Here is a 20,674-nt window from a genome sequence, read left to right as displayed (position 1 = left end):
ATGCAGCGATTTTACAGCCAATCTACCGGTTGCACTTATCTCCAGGGCTTTCATACGCAAATGCCCGAGGACGCAAAGCCCATTGCCGAGGAGCACTATCAAGCTGTTTTGGCAAATCCGGTGCCGGGAAAGGTTCGCGGTCATGATGCTGACGGGTTGCCGATGCTGGTCGATCCGTCACCCGAAGATCTGGCCGCGACGGAGAGAGCCTGGCGGAACTGCGAAATTCTGCGGGTGCAATGGATTCGTGACCGCTACCGAGACGAGCAGGAACTGAGCCGGCCGCCCTCGATCACGTCGGAACAATATTCGGGGTTGCTGGATTACATGCAGATGTTGCGCGACTGGCCAGAACAGCAGGAGTTTCCCGCTGAACAGTTCCGTCCGGTACCACCCGCCTGGATCGTCAAGCAAACCCAGTAAACGCCCCGCACCGCCGGGGCGTTTTCTTTTCCTCAACACCTGAAAGCCCCTTCCTCAAGGGGCTTTTTCATTTCTGGAGAAACCCAAATGGCACTACGCCAAACCTACACCGTGCTCCTCCCATTCCCCACTGGAGGTGGCCACTGGTCGAGCGTCGGTCAAGAACTCGACCTGCTCGATGTGGAGGCCAGTGCGTTGCGCACCGCCGGCCGCCTGGAGCTGACCGCTAAAACCGAGGCCGTCGAATCGGCCTCTACAACCACCCCGGCCAAAAAGGCCGCTGCCAAGAAGGCTGAATAACCATGGCTGAGGTTTTGAACTTCGAGCACAACGGCATTACCGTCAATGCCACTGAATCCCCCGAGGCCATGGGTGGCCTGGGTGACAACGTCATCGGTCTGGTCGGCACCGCGCCGAAAGCGGATCCGCTGATTCCGCGCAATGCGCCGTTCCGCATCAACAGCTTCACCACCCAGGCACTGCTGGATCCGACCGGCACTGAATCGGGCACGCTGTTCCATGCGGTGTTCCAGATCCTGAAAGTGGTCAAGGTGCCGGTCTACGTGGTCATCGTCGAAGAGGGCGCGACCCCGGCCGACACCGTGAACAACGTGATCGGCGGCATCGAGCCAGTGACCGGTCGCAAACTGGGCCTGGCCGCGCTTGGCGGTGTACCGGAAGACCTGACGATTATCGGTGCACCGGGTTTCACCGGCACCAAAGCAGTGGCCAGTGAGTTCGCCTCGTTCGGCAAACGCATCAAGGCTCGCGTGGTACTCGACGGCAAGGATGCCGCAGTCGCCGATCAAGTGACTTACAGCCAGGAGCTGGGCGGTGCGGACCTCGGTTTCGACCGTTGCCTGCTGGTGCACAACATGCCGTCGGTGTACTCCAAGGCCGCGAAGAAAAACGTGTTCCTGGCACCGTCGAGCCTGGCCATCGCCGCGCTGGCCAAAGTCAAGCAATGGGAGAGCCCGGGCAACCAGGTGACCTACGCCGAAGACGTTTCGCGCGTCGTGGAATACAACATCCTCGACACCTCCACCGAAGGCGATCTGCTCAACCGTTACGGCATCAGCTACTACGCCCGAACCATCCTCGGCGGCTTCTCGCTGCTGGGTAACCGCTCCGTCACCGGCAAGTTCATCAGCTACGTGGGCCTTGAAGATGCGATCAGCCGCAAGCTGGTGAAGGCCGGTCAGAAGGCCATGGCCAAGAACCTGACCAAGTCGTTCATGGATCAGGAGGTCAAGCGCATCAACGACTGGCTGCAAACCCTGGTCGCCGACGAAACCATCCCGGGCGGCAGTGTGTACCTGCACCCTGAGTTGAACAGCGTCGAGAAGTACAAAAACGGTACCTGGTACGTGGTCATCGACTACGGCCGCTACGCGCCGAACGAACACATGATTTATCAACTCAACGCCCGCGATGAAATCATCGAGCAGTTCCTGGAGGACGTTCTCTAATGTTTACCAACCGCGTAAGACAGGCCATCGCGGCCACCCTGCAAGGCCTGCCGTTGTCGGCGACCGTGGAAGAGTTCACCCCGCCGAAGATCGAGTTCGACATGGAAAACATGGTCGGCGGCCGCTTCATCGTCGAGGAGATGGCCAAGAGCGCCAAGGCCCTGGGCGCCAAGTTGATCCTGCAGGGCGCCGGTCCCGAAGTGATGCTGGCGCTGGGCGTGAAGCTGGGCGACGACATTCTGCTGAACGTGCGTGAAGCCGGTCAGGATCAGGACGGTAACACCTGGTTCACCTACCACACCGTCGGCGGCAAGCTGAAGGTCCTCGAAGAAGCCATCGTGAAAATGGGTGAAAAGCCCAAGACCACCCTCGAGCTGTCCTGCCGCACCTACAACCGCCTGGAAAACGGCGTTCCGGTGATCGATGTCGACGTGCGCACCCAGAAGTTCGTGCTCAACGGCGTCGACATTCTCGGTGATGCCCGCCGCGCCGTGTTGCTGCCGTAACACCAAGGCCAGCCAAGACGCACAACCTGTGGGAGCGGGCAAGCTCGCTCCCACAAGGATTGTGGCGAACAGTTTCCTGTGCAGCCCCTTTCATGAATCACCAAGGAATTACTTACATGTCCTGGATGCCTCCCAAGCATGTCCTGTTGTCGCCGATTACCGGTGATGACGGATCCGAGATCGAGCAGATCCAACTCAAACCGTTGTACTACGCCGCGCAGAAAGAGGCCCTGGCCCGTGCCGGCGATGATGAGGACGATCAGTTCTTCGAGCTGGCCAAGTTGGCCACGGGGTTGTCGGTCAAGGAACTGGACCAGCTCAAACGCCCGGACTACGTGAGCATCGCGCAGTACGTGCATGAGATGTCGACTCGCCCTGCTTCGTACTTTCTGGAACAGCAAGCGCAGGGCGAACAATCGGTAGACCCCGATCAAGTGTCACTGCTGCAACCGCTCAACGTGGCAGGCCGCAGCATGACCTCGCTGACCCTGGAAATGCCGGTGCTGCGCGCGACCAAAGCGATGAAGAAACTGAAAACGGCCAAAGAACGCGCCGAGTTCATCACCGCCCATTGCACCGGGCTGATGCTGCCCGATCTGGACCTGCTGACCGTGCCCGACTGGACACAGCTTCAGGTACGCATCGACGATTTTTTAAACAAACCGGCGGACTTCTTTCGGAGCGCGACATCGAAGTAATCCTCGATGTGGTGCCGCTCATTTACTCGGTAAGTGAGGCGGAAATTCTGGAGTGGGACGCCGGCAAGGCCTTGCGCCGCTACGACATTGCGATCACTCGCCTTGGCGTGAAACAGGAGTAGAGCAGGATGGCAGGCAGTAAGTATTCGCTGTCCGGTGCGGCAAGCATCGAATTGCCGCAACTGGGCAGCGCCTCTGAAACGTCGGGCCTGAACCTGGCCCTGACCACGGCCAGCCTCGACATCCGTCTGCTGGTGTCGGAACAGGTAAAACTTCGCGAAGCACTGGCGTTGCTGAACATTGCCCTGTCGTCGCAGCAGTCGCTGCTCAAGGCGACTGCTTCGGTGCCTGCGGCAAGCAGTGAGCCAAAGTCCAAGTTAAAGGCTGAGGTTGATCAGCGCACGCCACCGGATTTGCTCAAGTCGGCGATGGCGACCGAGTTGGTGATGGTTGAGCTCAACCAGGTGCTGAAACTGGACAACGTCCAGTTGCAGAAACTGTCGCAGGCTAATCTGAAAATGGCCACTGACAAGCAGGTTGTTCCGAGCGGGGCAACGGCGGTTCAACTGGCCCAGGTCGAGTTGGCGGCGGCGAAGGCAGGTATCGGGGACGGGCTCGACCCGGCTAAAAAGCAGGACGAACTGCTGAACTTCACCCGAGATAGCGCGGTGACGGCGTCGGCGTTCAATCTCGACGTCAAGGCCGCCAGCGAGATGCTGTTGGGTTGGCGTAATTCGATGAAGCTGGATCGGGGACAAAGCCTGAGTCTGGCGGATGCAACCAACCATCTCGGCAACAGCGGTCTGAATGTCAAAGCGGCAGACATCGGTTCTGTCGTGCAACGCAGTGGCGAGGCGGGCATCGCCGCGGGAATGACGCCGGAACAGATGGCGGCGCTCGCGGCGGCGTTCTTGAACAGCGGCGCGGACAAGTCCGGTGCCGGTGAGGCTTTGAAAGGCTTCACCACGGTTTTGGCCAAGGGGGGCGCGGCTTCACCGGAACAGCGCAAGGCCTGGTCTGATCTGGACGGCAAATTCAATCCCGGGATGTTGGCTGATGGCCTGCGCAAGGACGCACCGGGAACGATCAACCTGGTGCTTGAAGCGCTGAAGAAAAAACCAGCAGAAGAACAGCAGTCACTGACCAAGACATTGTTCGGTGATAACGCGGCGATTCTTGAACTGCTGAAAAAACCGGAAGACGTTCAAAAGGCGTTTTTACTGGTGTCCGAGCGAACATCCGACGGGACGTTGCCGAAATTCAACGGCTCCGTAGCGAAATCCGCCGAGGCGCTGGGTGAAACCTCGCAAGGGCGCTGGAATGCGCTGGATGCGAGTAAGAACCGGATGTTTGCGGCGGGCGGCAATGCCCTGGCGCCGTTGACTGATGGTTTGATGGTGTCGCTCGGTGCATTGGCCGATGGCTTGAGCGGGGTTGCTGAAGCACAACCGAAAGCTACTGCAGGATTACTGGTGCTCGCGGGAGCCATTGCGTTGGCGCGTGGTGCTGAAATCAAGGTTGCGATGGCCTCGGCCATCACCGCCGCGGCGACAAAACTTCTGGTTCTGGCAGGTGCGCGACCGATTCCCGAAACGGGGGATCTGACAGCCGATGCCAAGGCACGCGGTGGTAAGGGCAAAAAGCAATCCCGAGGCGCAAGGGCCGGAAAAAGCGCAGCTCCTGGAAAAGCCGCGATCAAGCCCATCCCCAAAAGCGCTACCAAGCTGCCACGTATGTCGACCGGGAGTCGCTTGCTGGGTGCCGCCAGAATGGGCTCGGCAGTCACCAGACGGGTCGCGCCGCTGATGCTGCTCAGTGCTGGTTACGATGCCGTCAAAGGCTTGCAGGCCGGTGATACCAAAGCGGTCGGCGGGGCGCTGGGCTCGGCCGGTGGCGGGCTCGCCGGTACTTATGCCGGCGCTGCTGCTGGCGCCCTGATCGGCAGCGTGGTGCCTGTTCTGGGCACGGCGGTCGGTGGCGTAATCGGTGGTTTGTTGGGTGGTGTGGCGGGCAGTTGGGGAGGGGAGTGGCTGGGTGAAAAACTCGCCGCGCCCGCCGACAAGCTCGCCGCGCCAGATCAGGTCAGCAAAGACCTGACCAACGCCCAGACGAGTAATCAGCAGAACACGGTTAACGCGAACATCTACATCAACGGCCAGGATCAGGCCAGCGCCAGTCAATTGGCGAATCTGGTTGTGCAACAGATCACGGGTCAATTCGGACTCATGACCATGCCCAACTCACTCGCCATGCGAAGTGATGCGGCCCTGACTGACGGAGGTACGTGATGCGTCAGCAAATGGCACTCGGCAGTTTCATTTTCGGCCTGTCCAGAAACTTCGCTTACCACACCCTGCTGCACACCTCGGACGGCGGCTGGAAAAGCATCGACATCCTCACCAGCAAACCCAAATCCAGTCAGGTCGGCCAAGGCCTGCAAGGGCTGACGATAACAGGCAAGTCGATGTACGCGACCGCCATGGATCGGCTCGATGAGCTGCGTGCCTTGCAGGCGCTGCGCATCCCTTTGCCCTTGGTTGACGGCATCGGCCGCAACTGGGGCCTGTGGCAGATCAACAAGGTGTCGGAAACCCAAAACAACATCCTTGATGACGGCACCGCGATGGTGGTCGATTGGATTATCGAGTTGACGGAGTTCGCCAATGCGTAGGGTTCGAAGTATCGCCGGTGATTCGGTGAATCTGTTGCTGTACCGCGAGCTTGAGCGTTGTGACGATGCCACCGAGGAAGTGCTTTGGCGTCTTAATCCGGAGCTTGCCGAATGGGGGCCGATATTGCCGGCGGGTGTGTGGGTTGTGCTGCCGGAAGTGGATTCGAAACCCGTCGCACCCACACCGGTTTCGGCCTGGGATTAAGGAGGCAGCATGTCACTGGGTTTCACGCCTGCGGTAGAAATTTACGGCGCAAACGCTGCGCTGCTCAACGAACGATTGCTCAGTTGGACGCACATCGACGCAGCGGGGATCGAGTCCGATCAACTGACGCTCGTGATCAGTCTGGATGGGCTTGAAGGGTTGCCCAGCCTGGGCGGGAAAATCGGTCTGCGGGTCGGCTATCTGGAGTCGGGGCTGGTGGATAAAGGCGAGTTCGTCATTACCCGACGCACGCCGACGCTGTTCCCTCTGCGTCTGACGCTGGTGGCCACGGCGGCGCCGTTCAGTGCGGCGGATCAGACCGGGTTCAAACAGCGCCGATCGGTCAGCCATGGTCCGACGACCTTGGGTGCGCTGTTTCGTCAGTTGACGTCCAGGCACGGGTTTTCCCCTCGTGTGGCCCCGGACCTGTCACTGATAAAAATCGCGCACATCGACCAGTCCAACGAAACCGACATGGGTTTTCTGACGCGATTGGCCTACCTGCATGACGCCGTCGCCAAACCGGTCAACGAGCTGTATGTGCTGGCACGGCGCGGTCAGGCGAAATCGTTATCGGGCAAAGTTCTGCCGACCATAAAGCTGTCGGTGACGAGCAACAATCGCCCAGGGGATCACGCCTTTATCTCCGCCGTTCTGGATGAAACCGCCCGGGCGAAATACCAGGGCTGCAAGACCAGTTGGTGGGACGCGGCGGCCGGCAAAGTGCGTGTCGAGGAGAGTGGCATCGCACCGTTCAAGACCCTCCGCCAGCGTTTTCAGAGCGCAGACGATGCCCGGGCCGCCGCCGAAGGCGAGACCCGCCGGATGATGCGCGAAGCACTCAAGGTGACGATCGAATGCCCTGGCAATCCGGGGTTGTCCGCTGAAGGGGTCGTGCTGCTGGACCCCACCTGGCCGGATTTCATGCGTGGTCGATGGTCGATCGACAAGGTCACCGCCACCGGCGACCGGGAAAAAAGCTATCGCTGCAAGATTGACGCGACCTGCCTGGACGCCAAGGCATAGCACAGTCCGAAATCACCCCGAGCCGAACGCAGCCTTCGGCAGCTGCTACAAAAACTGCGTCGCTGCTCACTCATTTCATTCGATCCTGGAGCGCCCTCATGAAGATCACGCCGATCCTCACGCAGCTGCGTGCGCAATGCCCGACCCTGGCCAATCGTGTGGCCGCGGGCATCGACCTCGCCACCCTGCAAGCCAGCAACCCGCTCGCCACGCCTTGCGCCTACGTCGTCCCCATCACCGATGTGGCGAGCAAAAGCGTGGCGCAAAACCTGATGCTGCAACCGATCCGCGACCGCTTCGAAGTCACCCTGGTGCTCGACACCATGGACGCCGCTGCAGCGTTGGATCAACTGCACGATTTACGCGCCGAACTTTGGCGCGCGCTGGTGGGGTTCAAGCCCGGCAGCGACTACAGCGACACTGCCTACGACGGCGGCGATCTGTTGCCCCTCGAGGGCCGTGAAGTGCCGGACAACGCCTGGTGGCGTCGACGTCTGGCCGATGGCGATATCACTACCAAAGCCGTGAACGCGGCGAAACCACAGGGAATGTCCCCAACAAATATCATTGGCGAGAACCCTGGCGCGTCTGTGTTCGGTGCCGGCTCGAATGGCTGGTAGTTGGCAAGTTGATATATTGAAGTCACACAGGCATGAACTAAAAGGCGACATGTTGGGTGTTCCCTCAGGTGCCGGATCAGTCGCTCCCGATGCTCTATTCAATCAAGTTCCGAGCTGTCTTGGTTTTACCGAAGTTACCCAAGTTACCGTAGTTACCGGAGGTATAGAAGCGCGTTCACGAAATGTCGCCTACCCAGGCGGAATAAAATTCATCTGAAATTAACGCTCGTCTGCGTTTTTAATGGATGCTCAAGATTTTTCAATAGAGGTGTTTATGGTTTATTACTATGTTTCTGAAACAACGAAGGAACTCGTCGGTCCGGTGGAGTTGCCGGTGATCCCCGGTGTGGGCGTTGTCCTGCCAGGCAATGCCATAGAGTTGCCGGAAGCATTACCGGCCGCCGAAACTGGCTATGTCTGGGTTTGGCGTAACGGTGCCGCGTCGCAACTGATCGATTTGCGCAACCGCGAGGCGTATCGCAAAGACACAGGTGGCGTTGAAATCTGGTTCGAGTTGGGCCCGTTGCCTGACTATCTGACCCTCAAGCCTCGTCCCGGCGAATATTATTTTTGGTTGAATGATGACTGGGTGCTGGACTTGGCTGCCGAACTAACAGGCAAAACCGCTCAAGCCAACGCCCAGCGAGACAGTCGTCTGTTTCAGATTGTTATTCGCGTCGCGCCGCTGCAATACGCTTATGAACTAGGTGAGGCCACCAGTGTTCAACTGGCCACTCTGCAAGAGTGGAAACGCTATGCGCTCAAGTTGATGGACATTGAACAGCAACCGGACTTCCCGATGATCATTGACTGGCCGGCTTCACCTGTCAGTGGCGTAACCGTATAAACCCTGAAACTTATTGATAACTGGAAGTGCAGTCGTGTGTTATCAGCACACGGCTGCCTGCAAAATACCAACGGAAGGACATACCGTGGACTATCCCAATAGTGTCCCCAGCGCCAGTTTGGTGGACGTCAAGTTTGTCGATGGAAACCCGATCACGGGGACTCCGGGTTCTTTGATCCCTGCCAGCTGCGGCAACGGTGTCACTCTGGAGTTGTTGAAAGTCATCGAGGCTGCCGGTATCAAACCGTCAGAGGCGAGTAACGATCAACTGCTGACGGCGTTGCGCAGTAACAAGCTGTTTGTGACCGCGCCACAGTTCGAGACAAGTACGCTTCGTCCTTCTCCGGCGTCTATGGCAACGTCGGTTACCAGAAGTATCCCAGTGGAAGCATTGAACAATGGGGCGTCGGCACCACGGATGCCAATGGCGATGTCTACATCACCTTCCCGATCTCGTTTCCGACGGCTTTTTCTTCGCTCGTGGCCACCCATGTGGGCGGCGATGGTGCGATGGTCATCCTGGTCGGGGGACCGGTACCAAACAGGGCTGCCGGCTGAAAGCCCGGAATTTTTTCGATCAGGTACAGGCGGGATTGGCCGCAAGGGTCGTTCTTTCCTGTCAGCGAGCAACGACCCAGTACGCCACTTTGGCTGGCTGGATATCTTTGACACGAACCAGACACGCGTCAGGGCCTAGGGCTATATGACAGTTACGCAGCAACAACTACAGATCGTTATGCCCAGCGCTCGCTCCCAAGCGGGCGTTTTCATTTCTGCCCTCAACACAGCCATGTCTCGTCGCAACATCAACACCCCGAAACGCATCGCCGCCTTCCTCGCGCAAGTCGGCCATGAATCGGGACAGTTGCAGTACGTACGCGAACTGGGCAGCACGCAATACCTGAGCAAATATGACACCGGCACCCTGGCCGCCCGTTTGGGCAACACTCCGGAACCTGACGGCGACGGTCAAAAATACCGTGGCCGAGGCCTGATCCAGATCACCGGGCGTAACAACTACCGCCAATGCAGTCTCGGCCTGTTTGGGGACGAACGTCTGCTGGCTCTGCCTGAATTGCTGGAGCAACCGCAATGGGCGGCCGAGTCCGCCGCCTGGTTCTGGGAGCAGAATGGCCTGAATGAGTTGGCCGATCGCGACCAGTTCAACAGCATCACTCGCCGTATCAACGGTGGGCTGAACGGGTTGCAGGATCGCCTGGAAATCTGGGCGCGGGCGAGGGCGGTGCTATGCCAGTCTTCGGTCTGAACGGCTGGCGATTGATCGGTCTGCTGGTGCTGGCCGGTTGTTCGGCGGCGCTGGCCTGGCAGTTTCAGGATTGGCGCTACGGCCGGCAACTGGCGGAACAGGCCAGGGTGCACGCCGAGAGCCTTAATCAACTGACTCTGGCGACCGCCACCGAGCAACAGGCCGAACAAAACAAGCGTCTGGCGCTTGAACAGCGACTGTCGGCCAGTGAACAAACCCATTATCGAGCGCTTAGCGATGCCGAACGTGATCAAGGTCGCCTGCGCGATCGTCTTGCCACTGCTGATGTGCGCCTGTCAGTCCTCCTCGATGCCCATGACGCTGCCTCAACCTGTGCAGTGCCAGCTGCCTCCGGCACCGGCGGCGTGGATCATGGCGCCGCGAGAGCCCGACTTGACCCGGCGCATGCTCAACGAATTATCGCCATCACCGACGCCGGTGACAGCGGATTGATTGCCTTGCAGGCCTGTCAGGCCTATGTCAGGGCTCTGGCTCACTAACATTTTGATCGATCCTGAACCTTGCAAGTGCGATTCGCTCGTGTACGGTAGGCCTCATTCCGCTCGATCAGGAGAGAGCCGTGAAAGAGATCACTCATCTGGCCGATCTACTCGGCAGACGCTTGCAGCTTCTCAATGCCCACGTCACTGCCGCCGAGTCCTGCACCGGCGGTGGGATCAGCGAGGCGATCACCCGCATTCCGGGGAGCTCGGCGTGGTTCGAGGCCGGTTATGTCACCTACTCAAACCGTCAGAAAACCCAGCAATTGAATGTCCCGGCCGAGTTGTTTTCAACCGTCGGTGCGGTCAGTCGCGAGGTGGTCGAGGCCATGGTCCGGGGCGCACAGGAAAAAAGCCGGGCGCGTTTTGCCGTGGCGGTCAGCGGTGTGGCGGGGCCGGATGGCGGTTCGCCGAACAAGCCCGTGGGCACGGTGTGGCTGGCCTGGGGCGTCGGTGAGCAGGTGTTCAGCGAGGTCCAGCACTTTGCCGGTAACCGCGACGAGGTCCGCCGACAAACGGTGAAGGCCGCGCTAGAGGGGCTGCTGCGGCATACCGCTGGAGAAATCTCAAATCAGGGGTAGGCGATCCTGAAACGCTGTGGAATAATACTGGCTACTTATACAGGTGTTGGCCGTCAGGCCTTATTGATTACGTGAGGACTTTAATGGACGACAACAAGAAGAAAGCCTTGGCTGCGGCCCTGGGTCAGATCGAACGTCAATTCGGCAAGGGTGCCGTAATGCGTATGGGCGATCAGGACCGTCAGGCGATCCCGGCCATTTCCACTGGCTCTCTGGGTCTGGACATCGCGCTCGGCATTGGCGGTCTGCCAAAAGGCCGTATCGTTGAAATCTACGGTCCTGAATCCTCCGGTAAAACCACCCTGACATTGTCGGTGATCGCCCAGGCTCAAAAAGCCGGCGCGACCTGCGCATTCGTCGACGCCGAACACGCTCTCGACCCTGAGTACGCCGGCAAACTGGGCGTCAACGTCGACGACCTGCTGGTTTCCCAGCCGGACACCGGCGAGCAGGCACTGGAAATCACCGACATGCTGGTGCGTTCCAACGCCGTTGACGTGATCATCGTCGACTCCGTGGCCGCTCTGGTGCCAAAGGCTGAAATCGAAGGCGAAATGGGCGACATGCACGTGGGCCTGCAAGCCCGTCTGATGTCCCAGGCGCTGCGTAAAATCACCGGTAACATCAAGAACGCCAACTGCCTGGTGATCTTCATCAACCAGATCCGCATGAAAATCGGCGTGATGTTCGGCAGCCCGGAAACCACCACCGGTGGTAACGCGCTGAAGTTCTACGCATCGGTTCGTCTGGACATCCGTCGTACTGGCGCGGTGAAAGAAGGTGATGAAGTCGTCGGTAGTGAAACCCGCGTCAAAGTCGTGAAGAACAAGGTGGCTTCGCCGTTCCGTCAGGCCGAGTTCCAGATTCTTTACGGCAAGGGCATCTACCTCAACGGTGAGATGATCGACCTGGGTGTGCTGCACGGTTTCGTCGAGAAGTCCGGTGCCTGGTATGCCTACAACGGCACCAAGATCGGTCAGGGCAAGGCCAACTCGGCCAAGTTCCTGGCAGACAATCCGGAAATCGCCGCGACTCTCGAGAAGCAGCTGCGCGACAAGCTGCTGACCCCGGCACCGGACGTCAAGGCTTCGGCCGTCAGAGAGACCGAAGACGACCTGGCTGACGCTGATATCTGATCGATCCGATGACCGCCGTACTCGATACACTCGTCGCGGTGCGGCGAACCGCAATGGACCTGCTCGCGCGACGCGAGCACGGTCGAGTCGAGCTGACGCGTAAACTGCGTCAGCGCGGCGCCCCCCCTGAAATGATCGACACAGCACTCGACCGCTTGACGGAAGAGGGCTTGTTGTCCGAATCCCGTTACCTCGAAAGCTTTGTTTCCTACCGTGCCCGTTCCGGTTATGGCCCTTTGCGCATTCGCGAAGAGCTGAGCCAGCGTGGCCTGCAACGTACCGACATTGAGCTCGCCTTGCGCGAGAGTGGTATCGATTGGCAGGAGCAACTGGAAGACACCTGGCGGCGCAAGTTTTCCGGGCATTTACCGATAGACGCCCGAGAACGTGCCAAACAGGGCAGGTTCCTGAGTTATCGGGGATATTCCATGGAAATGATCAGCCGCTTGTTCAGCGGCCGAGGGATGGACGATTGACTGAAACGGCTCGCTATTTCGATAGCGGGCCGTTTTTTTGCATCACGTTACCTTGGACGGTTCCCGTGTGCGTTGCTGCGCCTGGGGTCTGGACTGGGCCCAGTTTTCCGGCAGGTTGATGTAATCCACCAATTCTCGCAGACGGCCATGATCACGAGCGTTGAAGGTAAAGGACAAGCGCACCAGATGGCTGAACTGCGCTTCGTCGTGCTCCTCGCCACTGTAGGCATGCTGATGGAAATGATCGCTCAGGCACAGGTCGGCGAATGCCTCCTGCATGTGTTCAAGTGCCCGGTCGCTGAGCTTGTGGTTCATGCGAATCACGAACTGATGCTTGAGCCAGCGGCTGGAGTGGAAGTTGCTGTAGAACTGGTTGATCTGCTCCACAGCATCTTCGGCGCTATAGACCAGGCTCAACAGCTTCATGTCGGTCGGCAGGATATAGCGATTTTCCTCCAGTTGATGGTGAATGAAGTCCAGCGCGCCTTGCCAGAATGTGCCGCCTGGCGCATCCAGTAGCACCACGGGCACCAGCGGGCTTTTGCCAGTCTGGATCAGGGTCAGCACCTCCAGTGCTTCATCCAGCGTACCGAAACCGCCTGGGCACAGGACCAGCGCGTCGGCTTCCTTGACGAAGAACAGCTTGCGGGTAAAGAAAAAGTGGAAGGGCAGCAGGTTGGCGGTGCCATTGACCGTGGGGTTGGCATGTTGCTCGAAGGGCAGGGTGATATTGAATCCCAGGCTGTGTTCCAGGCCGGCACCTTCATGGGCCGCCGCCATGATGCCGCCACCGGCACCGGTGATGACCATCAGGTCCGAGCGCGCCAGGGCGGCGCCCAGTTCTCGGGCCAGACCATATAGCGGGTGTTCTATCGGCGTGCGGGCCGAGCCGAAAACGGTAACTTTACGCCGTCCCTTGAACTGCTCCAGCACACGGAAAGCGTGCTCGAGTTCACGCAGGGTTTGCAGGGTGATCTTGGCATTCCAGCGGTTGTGATCTTCCTGGGCCATGCGTAGCACGGTCAGGATCATGTCGCGGTAAATCGGGATGTTGGGGCTGTTGGGTGAAACCAGGTTGAGTTGTTCTTCGACCTTGCTGGTGAGGTCGTGGCCGCTTTCTTGAAAATGACGGCTCAGTAGGTCATTCGGTTGGTAAGGCATTCAACTTCTCCTTCTGCACAGAACCCTCGGCCCCGACAAAACAATTGTCGGCGCCGCGACACCCCTTGTGTCGCTGTCTGCCCAAGCCCATGCCTGGGCGCTCTACTTGACTCGGTTGCAATCGAGCCATTCATACGGGCTCTGCTTATCCCTTGAATGAAAGAAACGTTCGCACAATAAGACACCGTAATGGGCAGCCCCTTTTCTGCCCTTAAAAAACAACATGAACACTTTGAATTTAGACCCTCGCAACGATTTTCGCTGGCTTGATCATTGCGCCGCAAAGTCTTTCCTGGCAACCGCTTATTGACGATTTGCAAGGTGCTTTCACCGCTCGTCTGAACGCAAGCCGCATGTCTCGCGCTCTGATTTACTAAGTTACAGGCGTGACACGACAACTTTGCGTCAACGGCAGGACGCAACATTCAAGCAATTCAGGGATTTATCGCGTGATCAACGGCGATCAATGCATGCAGGGAGGCGGGAAACCATGCCCAGAGTGACTCTGGAGATCGATGCGCAACTGTATCGATTGCTGAAAGCATCGGCCGAGACTCATCATTTGAGTCTCGAAGAAGAGTGCTGCCGACGTCTGGAGGGTGGTGAGCGACGTTCGCGTTACTTGCAGGCGCTGTTGGCAGAGCTGCGCGCCGAGGATGAACAGCGGCGCGCCAATGCCAGGTAATTATTTCTTCTTCGCGGGAGTCTCTTTCGGGCAGTCCGAGTCCTGGAAGCTTGCGGAGCCGACCGGACGGTTGGTCTTCACCTCGGTGAAGTCGTAACGCATGATCGCGCCCTTGGCCATCAGCTTGCGGAACCCTGGGTTTCTGCATACGGAGGCGCCAAGCTGGAAGTACACCGCTTTGGGATCGGCGCGCATTTTTTCGGCGTGGCTGCTTTGCACGCTCAAGTGGTTGATCAGCACTTTTCCTTCGGCAGTGTAGCCCTGATCAAGAATGTCTTCGTTGATCGCCCGTGGAGTGCCAACGCTGCTTTGTACGGCGACGTTTCGCAGCTCTCTGTTGAGATTCTGCTCACTCAAGGATGCAGCCTGAGCGCTAAAGGACGACGCCAGCAAAATGGCAGCGGTGGGAACGATAAGGCGCAGCATGAAACTCTCCTGGTTCAGTGACTGGTGGTTCGACCAGGCACATGACTGTGCGTTCAGTGGCGGCGAATTATAGGGGAGGAGGTCTGAGCGGTACAGGCTTGCACCGGCTGCTCTGATAAACTGCCGCGACTTTTTTGCCCTTGCGAGTGTTTTTCGTGTCGATTTTCCATCCACTACGGTGCTGCCTGCGATGAACCCTGTCACCCCGCGCTTTGCCGCAAACGCCGTCGCCCGCTTGCGCGATCAGCGAGAGGAGGAGGGCATCAAGCCGATTCAGGCCCGTGGCTGGAGAGCGCCGCGATGCCGTGATTGCCGCGTGATTGAAAGTCATTGCCTGTGTGCCTGGCGCCCGTCGGTCGAGGCCCGCTCGGGCGTGTGCCTGATCATGACCAACAAAGAAGTATTCAAGCCAAGTAACACCGGTTGGCTGATCGCTGATGTGGTGCGTGACAATCATGCATTCATCTGGTCGCGTACCGAGACTGATGAGCAACTGCTGGCGCTGTTGGCCGATCCGCAATGGCAACCGTACCTGGTGTTTCCGGGCGAATACGTCGAACCCGAGCGAGTTACCCACAGTGTCGCGGTCGATAGCACCAAGCGCCCGCTGTTCATTCTGCTGGACGCCACCTGGACCGAAGCCCGGAAGATCTTTCGCAAGAGCCCGTATTTTGATCGCTTGCCGATCTTGAGCCTGCTGCCCGAAAAACTGTCACGTTATCGACTGCGCCGCTCCACCCGTAGTGAACATTTATGCACCGCTGAAGTGGCTGCACTGTGTCTCGATCTGGCCGGTGATACCGAGGCTGCGTCAGCGCTGGACGCTTATTTCGACGTGTTCAGTCAGCATTATCTGGACGCGAAAAAACAGCTGGACATGAACCTCGCCACACCGGCCCACGCCGAGCTGATGCGGTTTGTTCATAACGACGTCCCCGCCATGTTCTGATTGTCGCCCATACTGCAAAGAACTGTACCGGTTATGTATCTTGACCACCCCGGTTTCGCTGGGCATGCTTGGCGCCGATTGGGGCGCGGCCATCGTTTGATACGCCGTATTTTTACGTGAATAGCCATGTGATTGGCGTTGAACGTGCCCTGTTGGTGCATCTGCGTGGCTGCACCTGGAGTTGTTTGAAAAACAGGATCATTTGAAAAATGGCCACATACGAAATCCTGATTGCCGATGACCACCCTCTTTTTCGTAGTGCCTTGCATCAAGCATTGACCCTGGGCCTGGGCCCGGATGTCCGGCTGGTGGAAGTGGCGAGCATTGCCGAGCTGGAAAGCCGTCTGACCGAAAAGGCCGATTGGGACCTGGTGTTGCTGGACCTGAACATGCCAGGGGCCTACGGTTTTTCCGGGCTGGTGCTGTTGCGCGGTCAGTACCCGCAGATTCCAGTGGTGATGGTGTCGGCGCAGGAAGAAGCGTCGATCATGGTGAAGTCCCGTGAATTCGGCGCCAGTGGTTTCATTCCCAAGTCCAGTGATTTGAGTGTTATTCAAAAAGCCGTGCGCGCGGTGCTCGATGGTGACGTTTTCTGGCCGCCCCAGGCCTTCGACGCCGTCAGCGTTTCCGACGAAGCCAAGGCTGCCAGTGAAGGCCTGGCCAGCCTGACGCCCCAGCAGTTCCGGGTGTTGACCATGGTCTGTGAAGGTTTGCTGAACAAGCAGATTGCTTACGAATTGAGCGTTTCCGAAGCGACGATCAAGGCCCACGTCACCGCGATTTTCCGTAAGCTGAATGTACGGACCCGGACTCAGGCGGCGCTGCTCTTGCAACAACTTGAGTCAATTTCGAGCCACTAAGGTGTTATGTATTCACGCTTTTTTGACTTTGCTTGCTCTAGCTTTCCCACTCCTTTTTGGTCAGTTGCTTACTCTATGTCACCTTTCAAAGGCCAGACCGGCCTAAAACGCATCCTCAACGCCTCCGGCTATTCCTTTGACGGCCTGCGCGCGGCCTTCACTGGCGAGGCGGCCTTCCGGCAACTGGTGTTGCTCAATGCCATCCTGATTCCGCTGTCGTTCTTCCTGAATGTCAGCCGTGTCGAGCAGGCGCTGCTGATTGCAGTCTGCCTGTTGGCGCTGATCGTCGAATTGCTCAACTCGGCGGTCGAAGCGGCCATCGACCGCATTTCCCTGGAGCGGCACCCACTGTCCAAGAACGCCAAGGACATGGGCAGCGCCGCTCAACTCGTAGCGTTGAGCATGATCGCGCTGGTGTGGGCGGTGATCCTGCTTTAAGCGATGGCAGGCAGAACGATCTCGTCGCTGCGCTGAACCCCGGCGGTGAAGGCGCGGCACAGTTCGAGGAACTCGCGCATCGCCGAGGTCTGGTATTTCTGTTTGTGCCAGATGAAATAGAACTGCCGCGCCAGGTCCAGATCCGGTGTTTCTACCGGCACCAAGCTGCCACGACGGAACGCATCGCGCAGCGCCAGGCGCGAAATGCAGCCAATCCCCAAACCCGATTCCACCGCGCGCTTGATCGCTTCGGTGTGTTCCAGTTCCAGGCGAATGTTCAGCGCGCTGCGGTGGTGACGCATGGCCTGGTCAAAGGTCAGCCGCGTGCCCGAGCCTTGTTCTCGGAGAATCCACGCCTCATGACTCAGCTCCTCCATGGTGGCAATACCGCGTTGAGCCAGCGGATGCTGGGGCGCGCAGAACACCACCAGTTCATCTTCGACCCAGCTCTGCACTTCGATGTCCGGATGGCTGCAGTCGCCTTCGATTAGACCCAGATCAATTTCATAGTGAGCCACCTGTTGCACGATGTTGGCGGTGTTCTGCACATGCAGCTTCACCTGGCTTTCCGGATGGCGCTGCATGAAGCTGCCGATCAGCAGGGTGGCCAGGTAATTGCCGATGGTCAGGGTCGCACCGACCGCCAGGGAGCCGAAACCGGACTTGCCGTTGAGCAAGTCTTCGATTTCCTTGGCCTGATCGAGCAGGGCCACCGCTTGCGGCAATAGCTGTTTGCCGAGTGCGTTGAGGCTCAGCCGTTTGCCGGCGCGATCGAACAGTTGACAGCTGCACTGGCGCTCCAGCTCGGTGATCGAGGTGCTCGCCGCCGATTGCGAGAGGTTGAGCAGGCCCGCGGCACGGGATACGCTTTCCTGCTGGGCGACGGCGACGAATACTTGAAGTTGACGGAGAGTAAATCGCATATCGATATAACCGATAACCCTTATCTTAATAATCCATTTAACAGATATTGTCGCTGCCATTAGAATGCGATGCAATTGTGCACATCATTGGCGCAGGCAAAATCTCCAGGAGTCCCACGTACATGAGCAACATGAACCACGAGCGTGTCCTCAGTGTTCATCACTGGAACGACACTCTGTTCAGCTTCAAGTGCACCCGCGATCCGGGCCTGCGCTTCGAGAACGGTCAGTTCGTGATGATCGGCCTGCAACAGCCCAACGGCCGGCCGCTCATGCGCGCTTACTCGATTGCCAGCCCGAACTGGGAAGAGCATCTCGAGTTCTTCAGCATCAAAGTGCCTGATGGCCCGCTGACTTCCCAGTTGCAGCATCTGAAGGAAGGCGACGAGATCATCATCAGCAAGAAGCCTACCGGCACCCTGGTGCTGGATGACTTGAAGCCTGGCAAGCATTTGTACCTGCTCAGCACCGGTACCGGTCTGGCGCCGTTCATGAGCGTCATCCAGGACCCCGAAACCTACGAGCGTTTCGAAAAGGTGATCCTGTGCCACGGCGTGCGTTACGTCAACGAAGTCGCTTACCGCGAATTCATCACCGAGCACCTGCCGCAGAACGAGTTCTTCGGTGAGGCCCTGCGTGACAAGTTGATCTACTACCCGACCGTGACCCGCGAGCCGTTCGAAAACGAAGGCCGCCTGACCGACCTGATGCGCAGTGGCAAGCTGTTCAGCGACATCGGCCTGCCGCCGATCAACCCGCAGGACGACCGCGCCATGCTGTGCGGCAGCCCGAGCATGCTCGACGAGACCAGCGAAGTGTTGAACAGCTTCGGCCTGACTGTTTCGCCGCGGATGCGCGAGCCGGGTGATTACCTGATCGAGCGTGCGTTCGTCGAGAAGTGACCGAAGGTCACTTGTAGGAGCCGGCTTGCTGGCGATGGCAAACTTCAAAGCGCTATCGCCAGCAAGCCGGCTCCTACATTCAATGGCGTAGTGCACAGAAAAGCCCGCATGACCTGAGAAGGTCATGCGGGCTTTTTCGTTTCCGGGGTTCAGGCTTTTGCGGGAATGACTTCCAGGACGCGGATCACGCCCGTCTCAGGGTAATGCCAGCGCACATCCAGATCCCAGAACTGCGCGCCGTATTCGCGCTCAGGCGTAGGAATCTGGTACGCCGGGCGTGGGTCTTGTGCCAGGCATTGCTCGATCAACTCGACCAGAGGCTCGCCAAGCCGCTGAGCGTGGCCGTGGGCCTGTTGCAGGGCCGAGTCCGTCCACTGCACGGGAATCAGCAGCGGCGGGGCGCTGGCGATGTCGTTGGACGCCGTGTCGATGATGTCGGCGTAGGGCACGTAGGGTTTGATGTCGAGAACTGGCGTGCCGTCCAGCAAGTCGATGCCGGAGATCCACAGTCGATTGGCTTCGACCTTGTCCAGTTTGACCACCGACTGGCCGATGCCGTTAGGACGATGCGTCGCGCGGGTGGCGAACACGCCCATGGATTTGTTACCGCCCAGACGCGGAGGGCGGACTTTGAGGCGTGGCTTTTCTTCCAGCGCTTGATGGAACAGGAACAGCAGCCACACGTGGCTGACCTGCTCCAGCCCCTGCACCGCATCACCCTGATCAAACGGCGCCACCAGCTCCAGTACGCCCCGAGCGGCCGGGGCCAGTTGCGGTTGACGCGGAATGGCGAACTTCTCCTTGAAGCAGGAGCGCACGAAGCCGATGGGGGAAACGCTGTAGGTCATGGTCTGGGGTCGAGGCCGGGATTAGGGCGGCATGATAACCCGAGCGGCCTCGAGATCGGTGCTGCCTATTACTCCGTCATCGCGGGCAAGCCACGCTCCCACAAGGTTCTCGAGTGAACGCAAATGTTGTGTACGGCATAAAACCTGTGGGAGCGTGGCTTGCCCGCGATAGCCGCGCCGCCGATCTAGAGACTAAACCCGCCATCCAAAGGAATGACATTCCCGGTCATATACGCCCCGGCCGTACTTGCCAGGCTAATCGCCAGCGCCGCCATTTCTTCCTCCCGGCCCCAGCGCTTCATCGGAATCAACGCCGTGTCCTCGGCCAGCGCCTGCTCATCGTTGCCGATGTGCTGAGTCATCTTGCTCGGGAAACGTCCCGGTGCGATTACGTTGACGTTGATGTGCTGGCTCACCAACTCTCGCGCCAGAATCCGCGACAGTTGATGCAGGGCGGCTTTGCTCGGGCCGTAGGCATACGCCTGTTCGCCGAAGGAAGAAATCCCGGCCACCGAACCGATGTTGATGATCCGTGCCGGATTCGCCGCCGAACCGGCCTTGCGCAGCAGCGGTAGAAATTGCTGGATGCAGTTGAACGCCGAGGTGACGTTGAGCTGCATGACTTTTTCCCAGCCCTTGACCGGGTAACTCTCCAGCGGCGCACCCCAGGTGGTACCGGCATTGTTCACCAGAATATCCAGCTGACCGATCTGTTCGCTCAATTGCGCGGCCAGTTGTTGAACGCCTTCTTCATGCGCCAGGTTGGCGGCCACGGCGTGGCAAATCCCGAAGGCACTCAGCTCATCGGCAGTTTGCTGACAGGCTTCGGCATCCCGGGCGCACACGTACACGATGGCGCCGGCCTCGACATAAGCCTTGGCGATCATTTTGCCGATACCGCGGGTGCCGCCGGTCACCAGAGCGGTGCGGCCTTGCAGAGAGAAGTAGGGATGCATGGCGAGTCCTGAGAGCTGAGGGTCAATACACCCTAGTCTTCAGCCGCCGGAAGCGGAGCCACTATTTTTGCGCGGAATGAACATCTATACAGATTGGTCTG

At 58.9% G+C, this 20,674-nt stretch carries 25 protein-coding genes and 1 pseudogene; 21 read left to right on the top strand and 5 right to left on the bottom strand.

The window, feature by feature from the left end; all coding sequences use genetic code 11:
• The 16 genes and pseudogenes from FFH90_RS24720 to recX all read left to right on the top strand — a co-directional run bounded on the left by FFH90_RS24720 (position 1) and on the right by recX (position 12,425).
• Positions 1-423 (top strand): phage tail assembly chaperone, encoded by a 423-nt coding sequence (locus FFH90_RS24720; protein WP_138866248.1) that lies wholly within the window; start codon positions 1-3, stop codon positions 421-423.
• 87 nt (positions 424-510) lie between these two features.
• Positions 511-723, top strand: coding sequence for a hypothetical protein (locus FFH90_RS24715; RefSeq protein WP_138866247.1), 213 nt, complete (start codon positions 511-513; stop codon positions 721-723).
• 2 nt (positions 724-725) lie between these two features.
• A complete protein-coding gene (locus FFH90_RS24710) occupies positions 726-1,892 on the top strand; it encodes a phage tail protein (protein WP_138866246.1) in 1,167 nt (388 codons plus the stop codon).
• Complete coding sequence (locus tag FFH90_RS24705; protein ID WP_018926982.1) at positions 1,892-2,398, top strand: phage major tail tube protein; 507 nt, start codon at positions 1,892-1,894, stop codon at positions 2,396-2,398. The genes FFH90_RS24710 and FFH90_RS24705 overlap by 1 nt, the downstream gene beginning before the upstream one ends.
• Positions 2,399-2,514: 116 nt before the next feature.
• Positions 2,515-3,096, top strand: coding sequence for a phage tail assembly protein (locus tag FFH90_RS24700; protein WP_138866245.1), 582 nt, complete (start codon positions 2,515-2,517; stop codon positions 3,094-3,096).
• A gap of 128 nt (positions 3,097-3,224) precedes the next feature.
• Positions 3,225-5,384 carry a phage tail tape measure protein gene (locus tag FFH90_RS24695; protein WP_138866244.1) on the top strand — a complete coding sequence of 720 codons (2,160 nt, stop codon included), beginning with the start codon at positions 3,225-3,227 and terminating at the stop codon, positions 5,382-5,384.
• Positions 5,384-5,767: a phage tail protein gene (locus FFH90_RS24690; RefSeq protein ID WP_086944772.1), complete on the top strand. Its 384-nt coding sequence runs from the start codon at positions 5,384-5,386 to the stop codon at positions 5,765-5,767. The genes FFH90_RS24695 and FFH90_RS24690 overlap by 1 nt, the downstream gene beginning before the upstream one ends.
• Positions 5,760-5,972 carry a tail protein X gene (locus FFH90_RS24685; RefSeq protein ID WP_111454266.1) on the top strand — a complete coding sequence of 71 codons (213 nt, stop codon included), beginning with the start codon at positions 5,760-5,762 and terminating at the stop codon, positions 5,970-5,972. The genes FFH90_RS24690 and FFH90_RS24685 overlap by 8 nt, the downstream gene beginning before the upstream one ends.
• Before the next feature lie 9 nt (positions 5,973-5,981).
• Entirely contained in the window at positions 5,982-6,998 is a 1,017-nt protein-coding gene (locus FFH90_RS24680) for a contractile injection system protein, VgrG/Pvc8 family (protein ID WP_086944774.1), read from the top strand.
• Between the two features lie 428 nt (positions 6,999-7,426).
• A pseudogene (locus FFH90_RS30785) lies at positions 7,427-7,546 on the top strand (DUF2635 domain-containing protein); the annotation flags it as partial.
• A 313-nt stretch (positions 7,547-7,859) separates the two neighbouring features.
• A complete protein-coding gene (locus FFH90_RS24670) occupies positions 7,860-8,465 on the top strand; it encodes a tail fiber assembly protein (RefSeq protein ID WP_225602968.1) in 606 nt (201 codons plus the stop codon).
• Between the two features lie 703 nt (positions 8,466-9,168).
• Positions 9,169-9,732, top strand: a complete 564-nt coding sequence (locus FFH90_RS24660; RefSeq protein ID WP_138866243.1) for a glycoside hydrolase family 19 protein — start codon at positions 9,169-9,171, stop codon at positions 9,730-9,732.
• A complete protein-coding gene (locus tag FFH90_RS24655) occupies positions 9,714-10,232 on the top strand; it encodes a lysis system i-spanin subunit Rz (protein WP_138866242.1) in 519 nt (172 codons plus the stop codon). The genes FFH90_RS24660 and FFH90_RS24655 overlap by 19 nt, the downstream gene beginning before the upstream one ends.
• Before the next feature lie 80 nt (positions 10,233-10,312).
• Positions 10,313-10,813 carry a CinA family protein gene (locus FFH90_RS24650; protein ID WP_019647843.1) on the top strand — a complete coding sequence of 167 codons (501 nt, stop codon included), beginning with the start codon at positions 10,313-10,315 and terminating at the stop codon, positions 10,811-10,813.
• Positions 10,814-10,896: 83 nt separating this feature from the next.
• Positions 10,897-11,949, top strand: coding sequence for a recombinase RecA (gene recA, locus FFH90_RS24645; RefSeq protein WP_007940559.1), 1,053 nt, complete (start codon positions 10,897-10,899; stop codon positions 11,947-11,949).
• A gap of 8 nt (positions 11,950-11,957) precedes the next feature.
• Positions 11,958-12,425 carry a recombination regulator RecX gene (recX, locus tag FFH90_RS24640; protein WP_026286484.1) on the top strand — a complete coding sequence of 156 codons (468 nt, stop codon included), beginning with the start codon at positions 11,958-11,960 and terminating at the stop codon, positions 12,423-12,425.
• Positions 12,426-12,467: 42 nt separating this feature from the next.
• Here the strand turns inward: recX and FFH90_RS24635 are convergent, their stop codons facing one another.
• Positions 12,468-13,586, bottom strand: a complete 1,119-nt coding sequence (locus FFH90_RS24635; protein ID WP_138866241.1) for a TIGR00730 family Rossman fold protein — start codon at positions 13,584-13,586, stop codon at positions 12,468-12,470.
• Positions 13,587-14,076: 490 nt separating this feature from the next.
• On the opposite strand from FFH90_RS24635, the gene FFH90_RS24630 reads away from it, so the two are divergent.
• Positions 14,077-14,271 (top strand): hypothetical protein, encoded by a 195-nt coding sequence (locus FFH90_RS24630; protein ID WP_018926957.1) that lies wholly within the window; start codon positions 14,077-14,079, stop codon positions 14,269-14,271.
• Here FFH90_RS24630 and FFH90_RS24625 read toward each other — a convergent pair whose 3' ends face one another.
• Positions 14,272-14,697 (bottom strand): PA3611 family quorum-sensing-regulated virulence factor, encoded by a 426-nt coding sequence (locus tag FFH90_RS24625; protein WP_018926956.1) that lies wholly within the window; start codon positions 14,695-14,697, stop codon positions 14,272-14,274.
• A 190-nt stretch (positions 14,698-14,887) separates the two neighbouring features.
• On the opposite strand from FFH90_RS24625, the gene FFH90_RS24620 reads away from it, so the two are divergent.
• The 3 genes from FFH90_RS24620 (at position 14,888) to FFH90_RS24610 (ending at position 16,944) form a co-directional block, all read left to right on the top strand.
• Positions 14,888-15,646 carry a tRNA-uridine aminocarboxypropyltransferase gene (locus tag FFH90_RS24620; RefSeq protein WP_018926955.1) on the top strand — a complete coding sequence of 253 codons (759 nt, stop codon included), beginning with the start codon at positions 14,888-14,890 and terminating at the stop codon, positions 15,644-15,646.
• 209 nt (positions 15,647-15,855) lie between these two features.
• Positions 15,856-16,506, top strand: a complete 651-nt coding sequence (gene erdR / locus FFH90_RS24615) for a response regulator transcription factor ErdR (protein ID WP_138866240.1) — start codon at positions 15,856-15,858, stop codon at positions 16,504-16,506.
• Positions 16,507-16,581: 75 nt separating this feature from the next.
• Positions 16,582-16,944, top strand: coding sequence for a diacylglycerol kinase (locus FFH90_RS24610; protein WP_018926953.1), 363 nt, complete (start codon positions 16,582-16,584; stop codon positions 16,942-16,944).
• Here FFH90_RS24610 and FFH90_RS24605 read toward each other — a convergent pair.
• Positions 16,941-17,867, bottom strand: a complete 927-nt coding sequence (locus FFH90_RS24605; protein WP_018926952.1) for a LysR family transcriptional regulator — start codon at positions 17,865-17,867, stop codon at positions 16,941-16,943. The two genes, FFH90_RS24610 and FFH90_RS24605, sit on opposite strands and share 4 nt — an antisense overlap.
• 122 nt (positions 17,868-17,989) lie before the next feature.
• Here FFH90_RS24605 and fpr point away from each other — a divergent pair, with 122 nt between their 5' ends.
• The gene (fpr, locus tag FFH90_RS24600; RefSeq protein ID WP_002554680.1) at positions 17,990-18,769 is read left to right on the top strand and encodes a ferredoxin-NADP reductase; all 780 of its coding nucleotides are present in this window, start codon (positions 17,990-17,992) and stop codon (positions 18,767-18,769) included.
• Positions 18,770-18,918: 149 nt separating this feature from the next.
• Here fpr and tsaA read toward each other — a convergent pair whose 3' ends face one another.
• Together tsaA and FFH90_RS24590 are read right to left on the bottom strand one after the other, a co-directional pair.
• Entirely contained in the window at positions 18,919-19,617 is a 699-nt protein-coding gene (gene tsaA, locus FFH90_RS24595; protein ID WP_018926951.1) for a tRNA (N6-threonylcarbamoyladenosine(37)-N6)-methyltransferase TrmO, read from the bottom strand.
• Positions 19,618-19,802: 185 nt separating this feature from the next.
• On the bottom strand, positions 19,803-20,573 hold the full coding sequence (locus tag FFH90_RS24590; protein ID WP_138866239.1) for an SDR family oxidoreductase: 771 nt from the start codon (positions 20,571-20,573) through the stop codon (positions 19,803-19,805).
• Positions 20,574-20,674 lie beyond the last annotated feature (101 nt).

The organism is Pseudomonas sp. ATCC 43928 (genome assembly GCF_005938665.2).
Lineage (GTDB): Bacteria > Pseudomonadota > Gammaproteobacteria > Pseudomonadales > Pseudomonadaceae > Aquipseudomonas.
This window is presented reverse-complemented; position numbering and strand designations above follow the sequence as displayed.

Excerpts from the sequence above, each read along its gene's own strand:
- FFH90_RS24720 (WP_138866248.1), top strand. The coding sequence starts at position 1 with ATGCAGCGATTTTACAGCCAATCTACCGGTTGCACTTATCTCCAGGGC.
- FFH90_RS24715 (WP_138866247.1), top strand. The coding sequence starts at position 511 with ATGGCACTACGCCAAACCTACACCGTGCTCCTCCCATTCCCCACTGGA.
- FFH90_RS24710 (WP_138866246.1), top strand. The coding sequence starts at position 726 with ATGGCTGAGGTTTTGAACTTCGAGCACAACGGCATTACCGTCAATGCC.
- FFH90_RS24705 (WP_018926982.1), top strand. The coding sequence starts at position 1,892 with ATGTTTACCAACCGCGTAAGACAGGCCATCGCGGCCACCCTGCAAGGC.
- FFH90_RS24700 (WP_138866245.1), top strand. The coding sequence starts at position 2,515 with ATGTCCTGGATGCCTCCCAAGCATGTCCTGTTGTCGCCGATTACCGGT.
- FFH90_RS24695 (WP_138866244.1), top strand. The coding sequence starts at position 3,225 with ATGGCAGGCAGTAAGTATTCGCTGTCCGGTGCGGCAAGCATCGAATTG.
- FFH90_RS24690 (WP_086944772.1), top strand. The coding sequence starts at position 5,384 with ATGCGTCAGCAAATGGCACTCGGCAGTTTCATTTTCGGCCTGTCCAGA.
- FFH90_RS24685 (WP_111454266.1), top strand. The coding sequence starts at position 5,760 with ATGCGTAGGGTTCGAAGTATCGCCGGTGATTCGGTGAATCTGTTGCTG.
- FFH90_RS24680 (WP_086944774.1), top strand. The coding sequence starts at position 5,982 with ATGTCACTGGGTTTCACGCCTGCGGTAGAAATTTACGGCGCAAACGCT.
- FFH90_RS24670 (WP_225602968.1), top strand. The coding sequence starts at position 7,860 with ATGGATGCTCAAGATTTTTCAATAGAGGTGTTTATGGTTTATTACTAT.
- FFH90_RS24660 (WP_138866243.1), top strand. The coding sequence starts at position 9,169 with ATGACAGTTACGCAGCAACAACTACAGATCGTTATGCCCAGCGCTCGC.
- FFH90_RS24655 (WP_138866242.1), top strand. The coding sequence starts at position 9,714 with ATGCCAGTCTTCGGTCTGAACGGCTGGCGATTGATCGGTCTGCTGGTG.
- recA (WP_007940559.1), top strand. The coding sequence starts at position 10,897 with ATGGACGACAACAAGAAGAAAGCCTTGGCTGCGGCCCTGGGTCAGATC.
- recX (WP_026286484.1), top strand. The coding sequence starts at position 11,958 with ATGACCGCCGTACTCGATACACTCGTCGCGGTGCGGCGAACCGCAATG.
- FFH90_RS24635 (WP_138866241.1), bottom strand. The coding sequence starts at position 13,586 with ATGCCTTACCAACCGAATGACCTACTGAGCCGTCATTTTCAAGAAAGC.
- FFH90_RS24630 (WP_018926957.1), top strand. The coding sequence starts at position 14,077 with ATGCCCAGAGTGACTCTGGAGATCGATGCGCAACTGTATCGATTGCTG.
- FFH90_RS24625 (WP_018926956.1), bottom strand. The coding sequence starts at position 14,697 with ATGCTGCGCCTTATCGTTCCCACCGCTGCCATTTTGCTGGCGTCGTCC.
- FFH90_RS24620 (WP_018926955.1), top strand. The coding sequence starts at position 14,888 with ATGAACCCTGTCACCCCGCGCTTTGCCGCAAACGCCGTCGCCCGCTTG.
- erdR (WP_138866240.1), top strand. The coding sequence starts at position 15,856 with ATGGCCACATACGAAATCCTGATTGCCGATGACCACCCTCTTTTTCGT.
- FFH90_RS24610 (WP_018926953.1), top strand. The coding sequence starts at position 16,582 with ATGTCACCTTTCAAAGGCCAGACCGGCCTAAAACGCATCCTCAACGCC.
- FFH90_RS24605 (WP_018926952.1), bottom strand. The coding sequence starts at position 17,867 with ATGCGATTTACTCTCCGTCAACTTCAAGTATTCGTCGCCGTCGCCCAG.
- fpr (WP_002554680.1), top strand. The coding sequence starts at position 17,990 with ATGAGCAACATGAACCACGAGCGTGTCCTCAGTGTTCATCACTGGAAC.
- tsaA (WP_018926951.1), bottom strand. The coding sequence starts at position 19,617 with ATGACCTACAGCGTTTCCCCCATCGGCTTCGTGCGCTCCTGCTTCAAG.
- FFH90_RS24590 (WP_138866239.1), bottom strand. The coding sequence starts at position 20,573 with ATGCATCCCTACTTCTCTCTGCAAGGCCGCACCGCTCTGGTGACCGGC.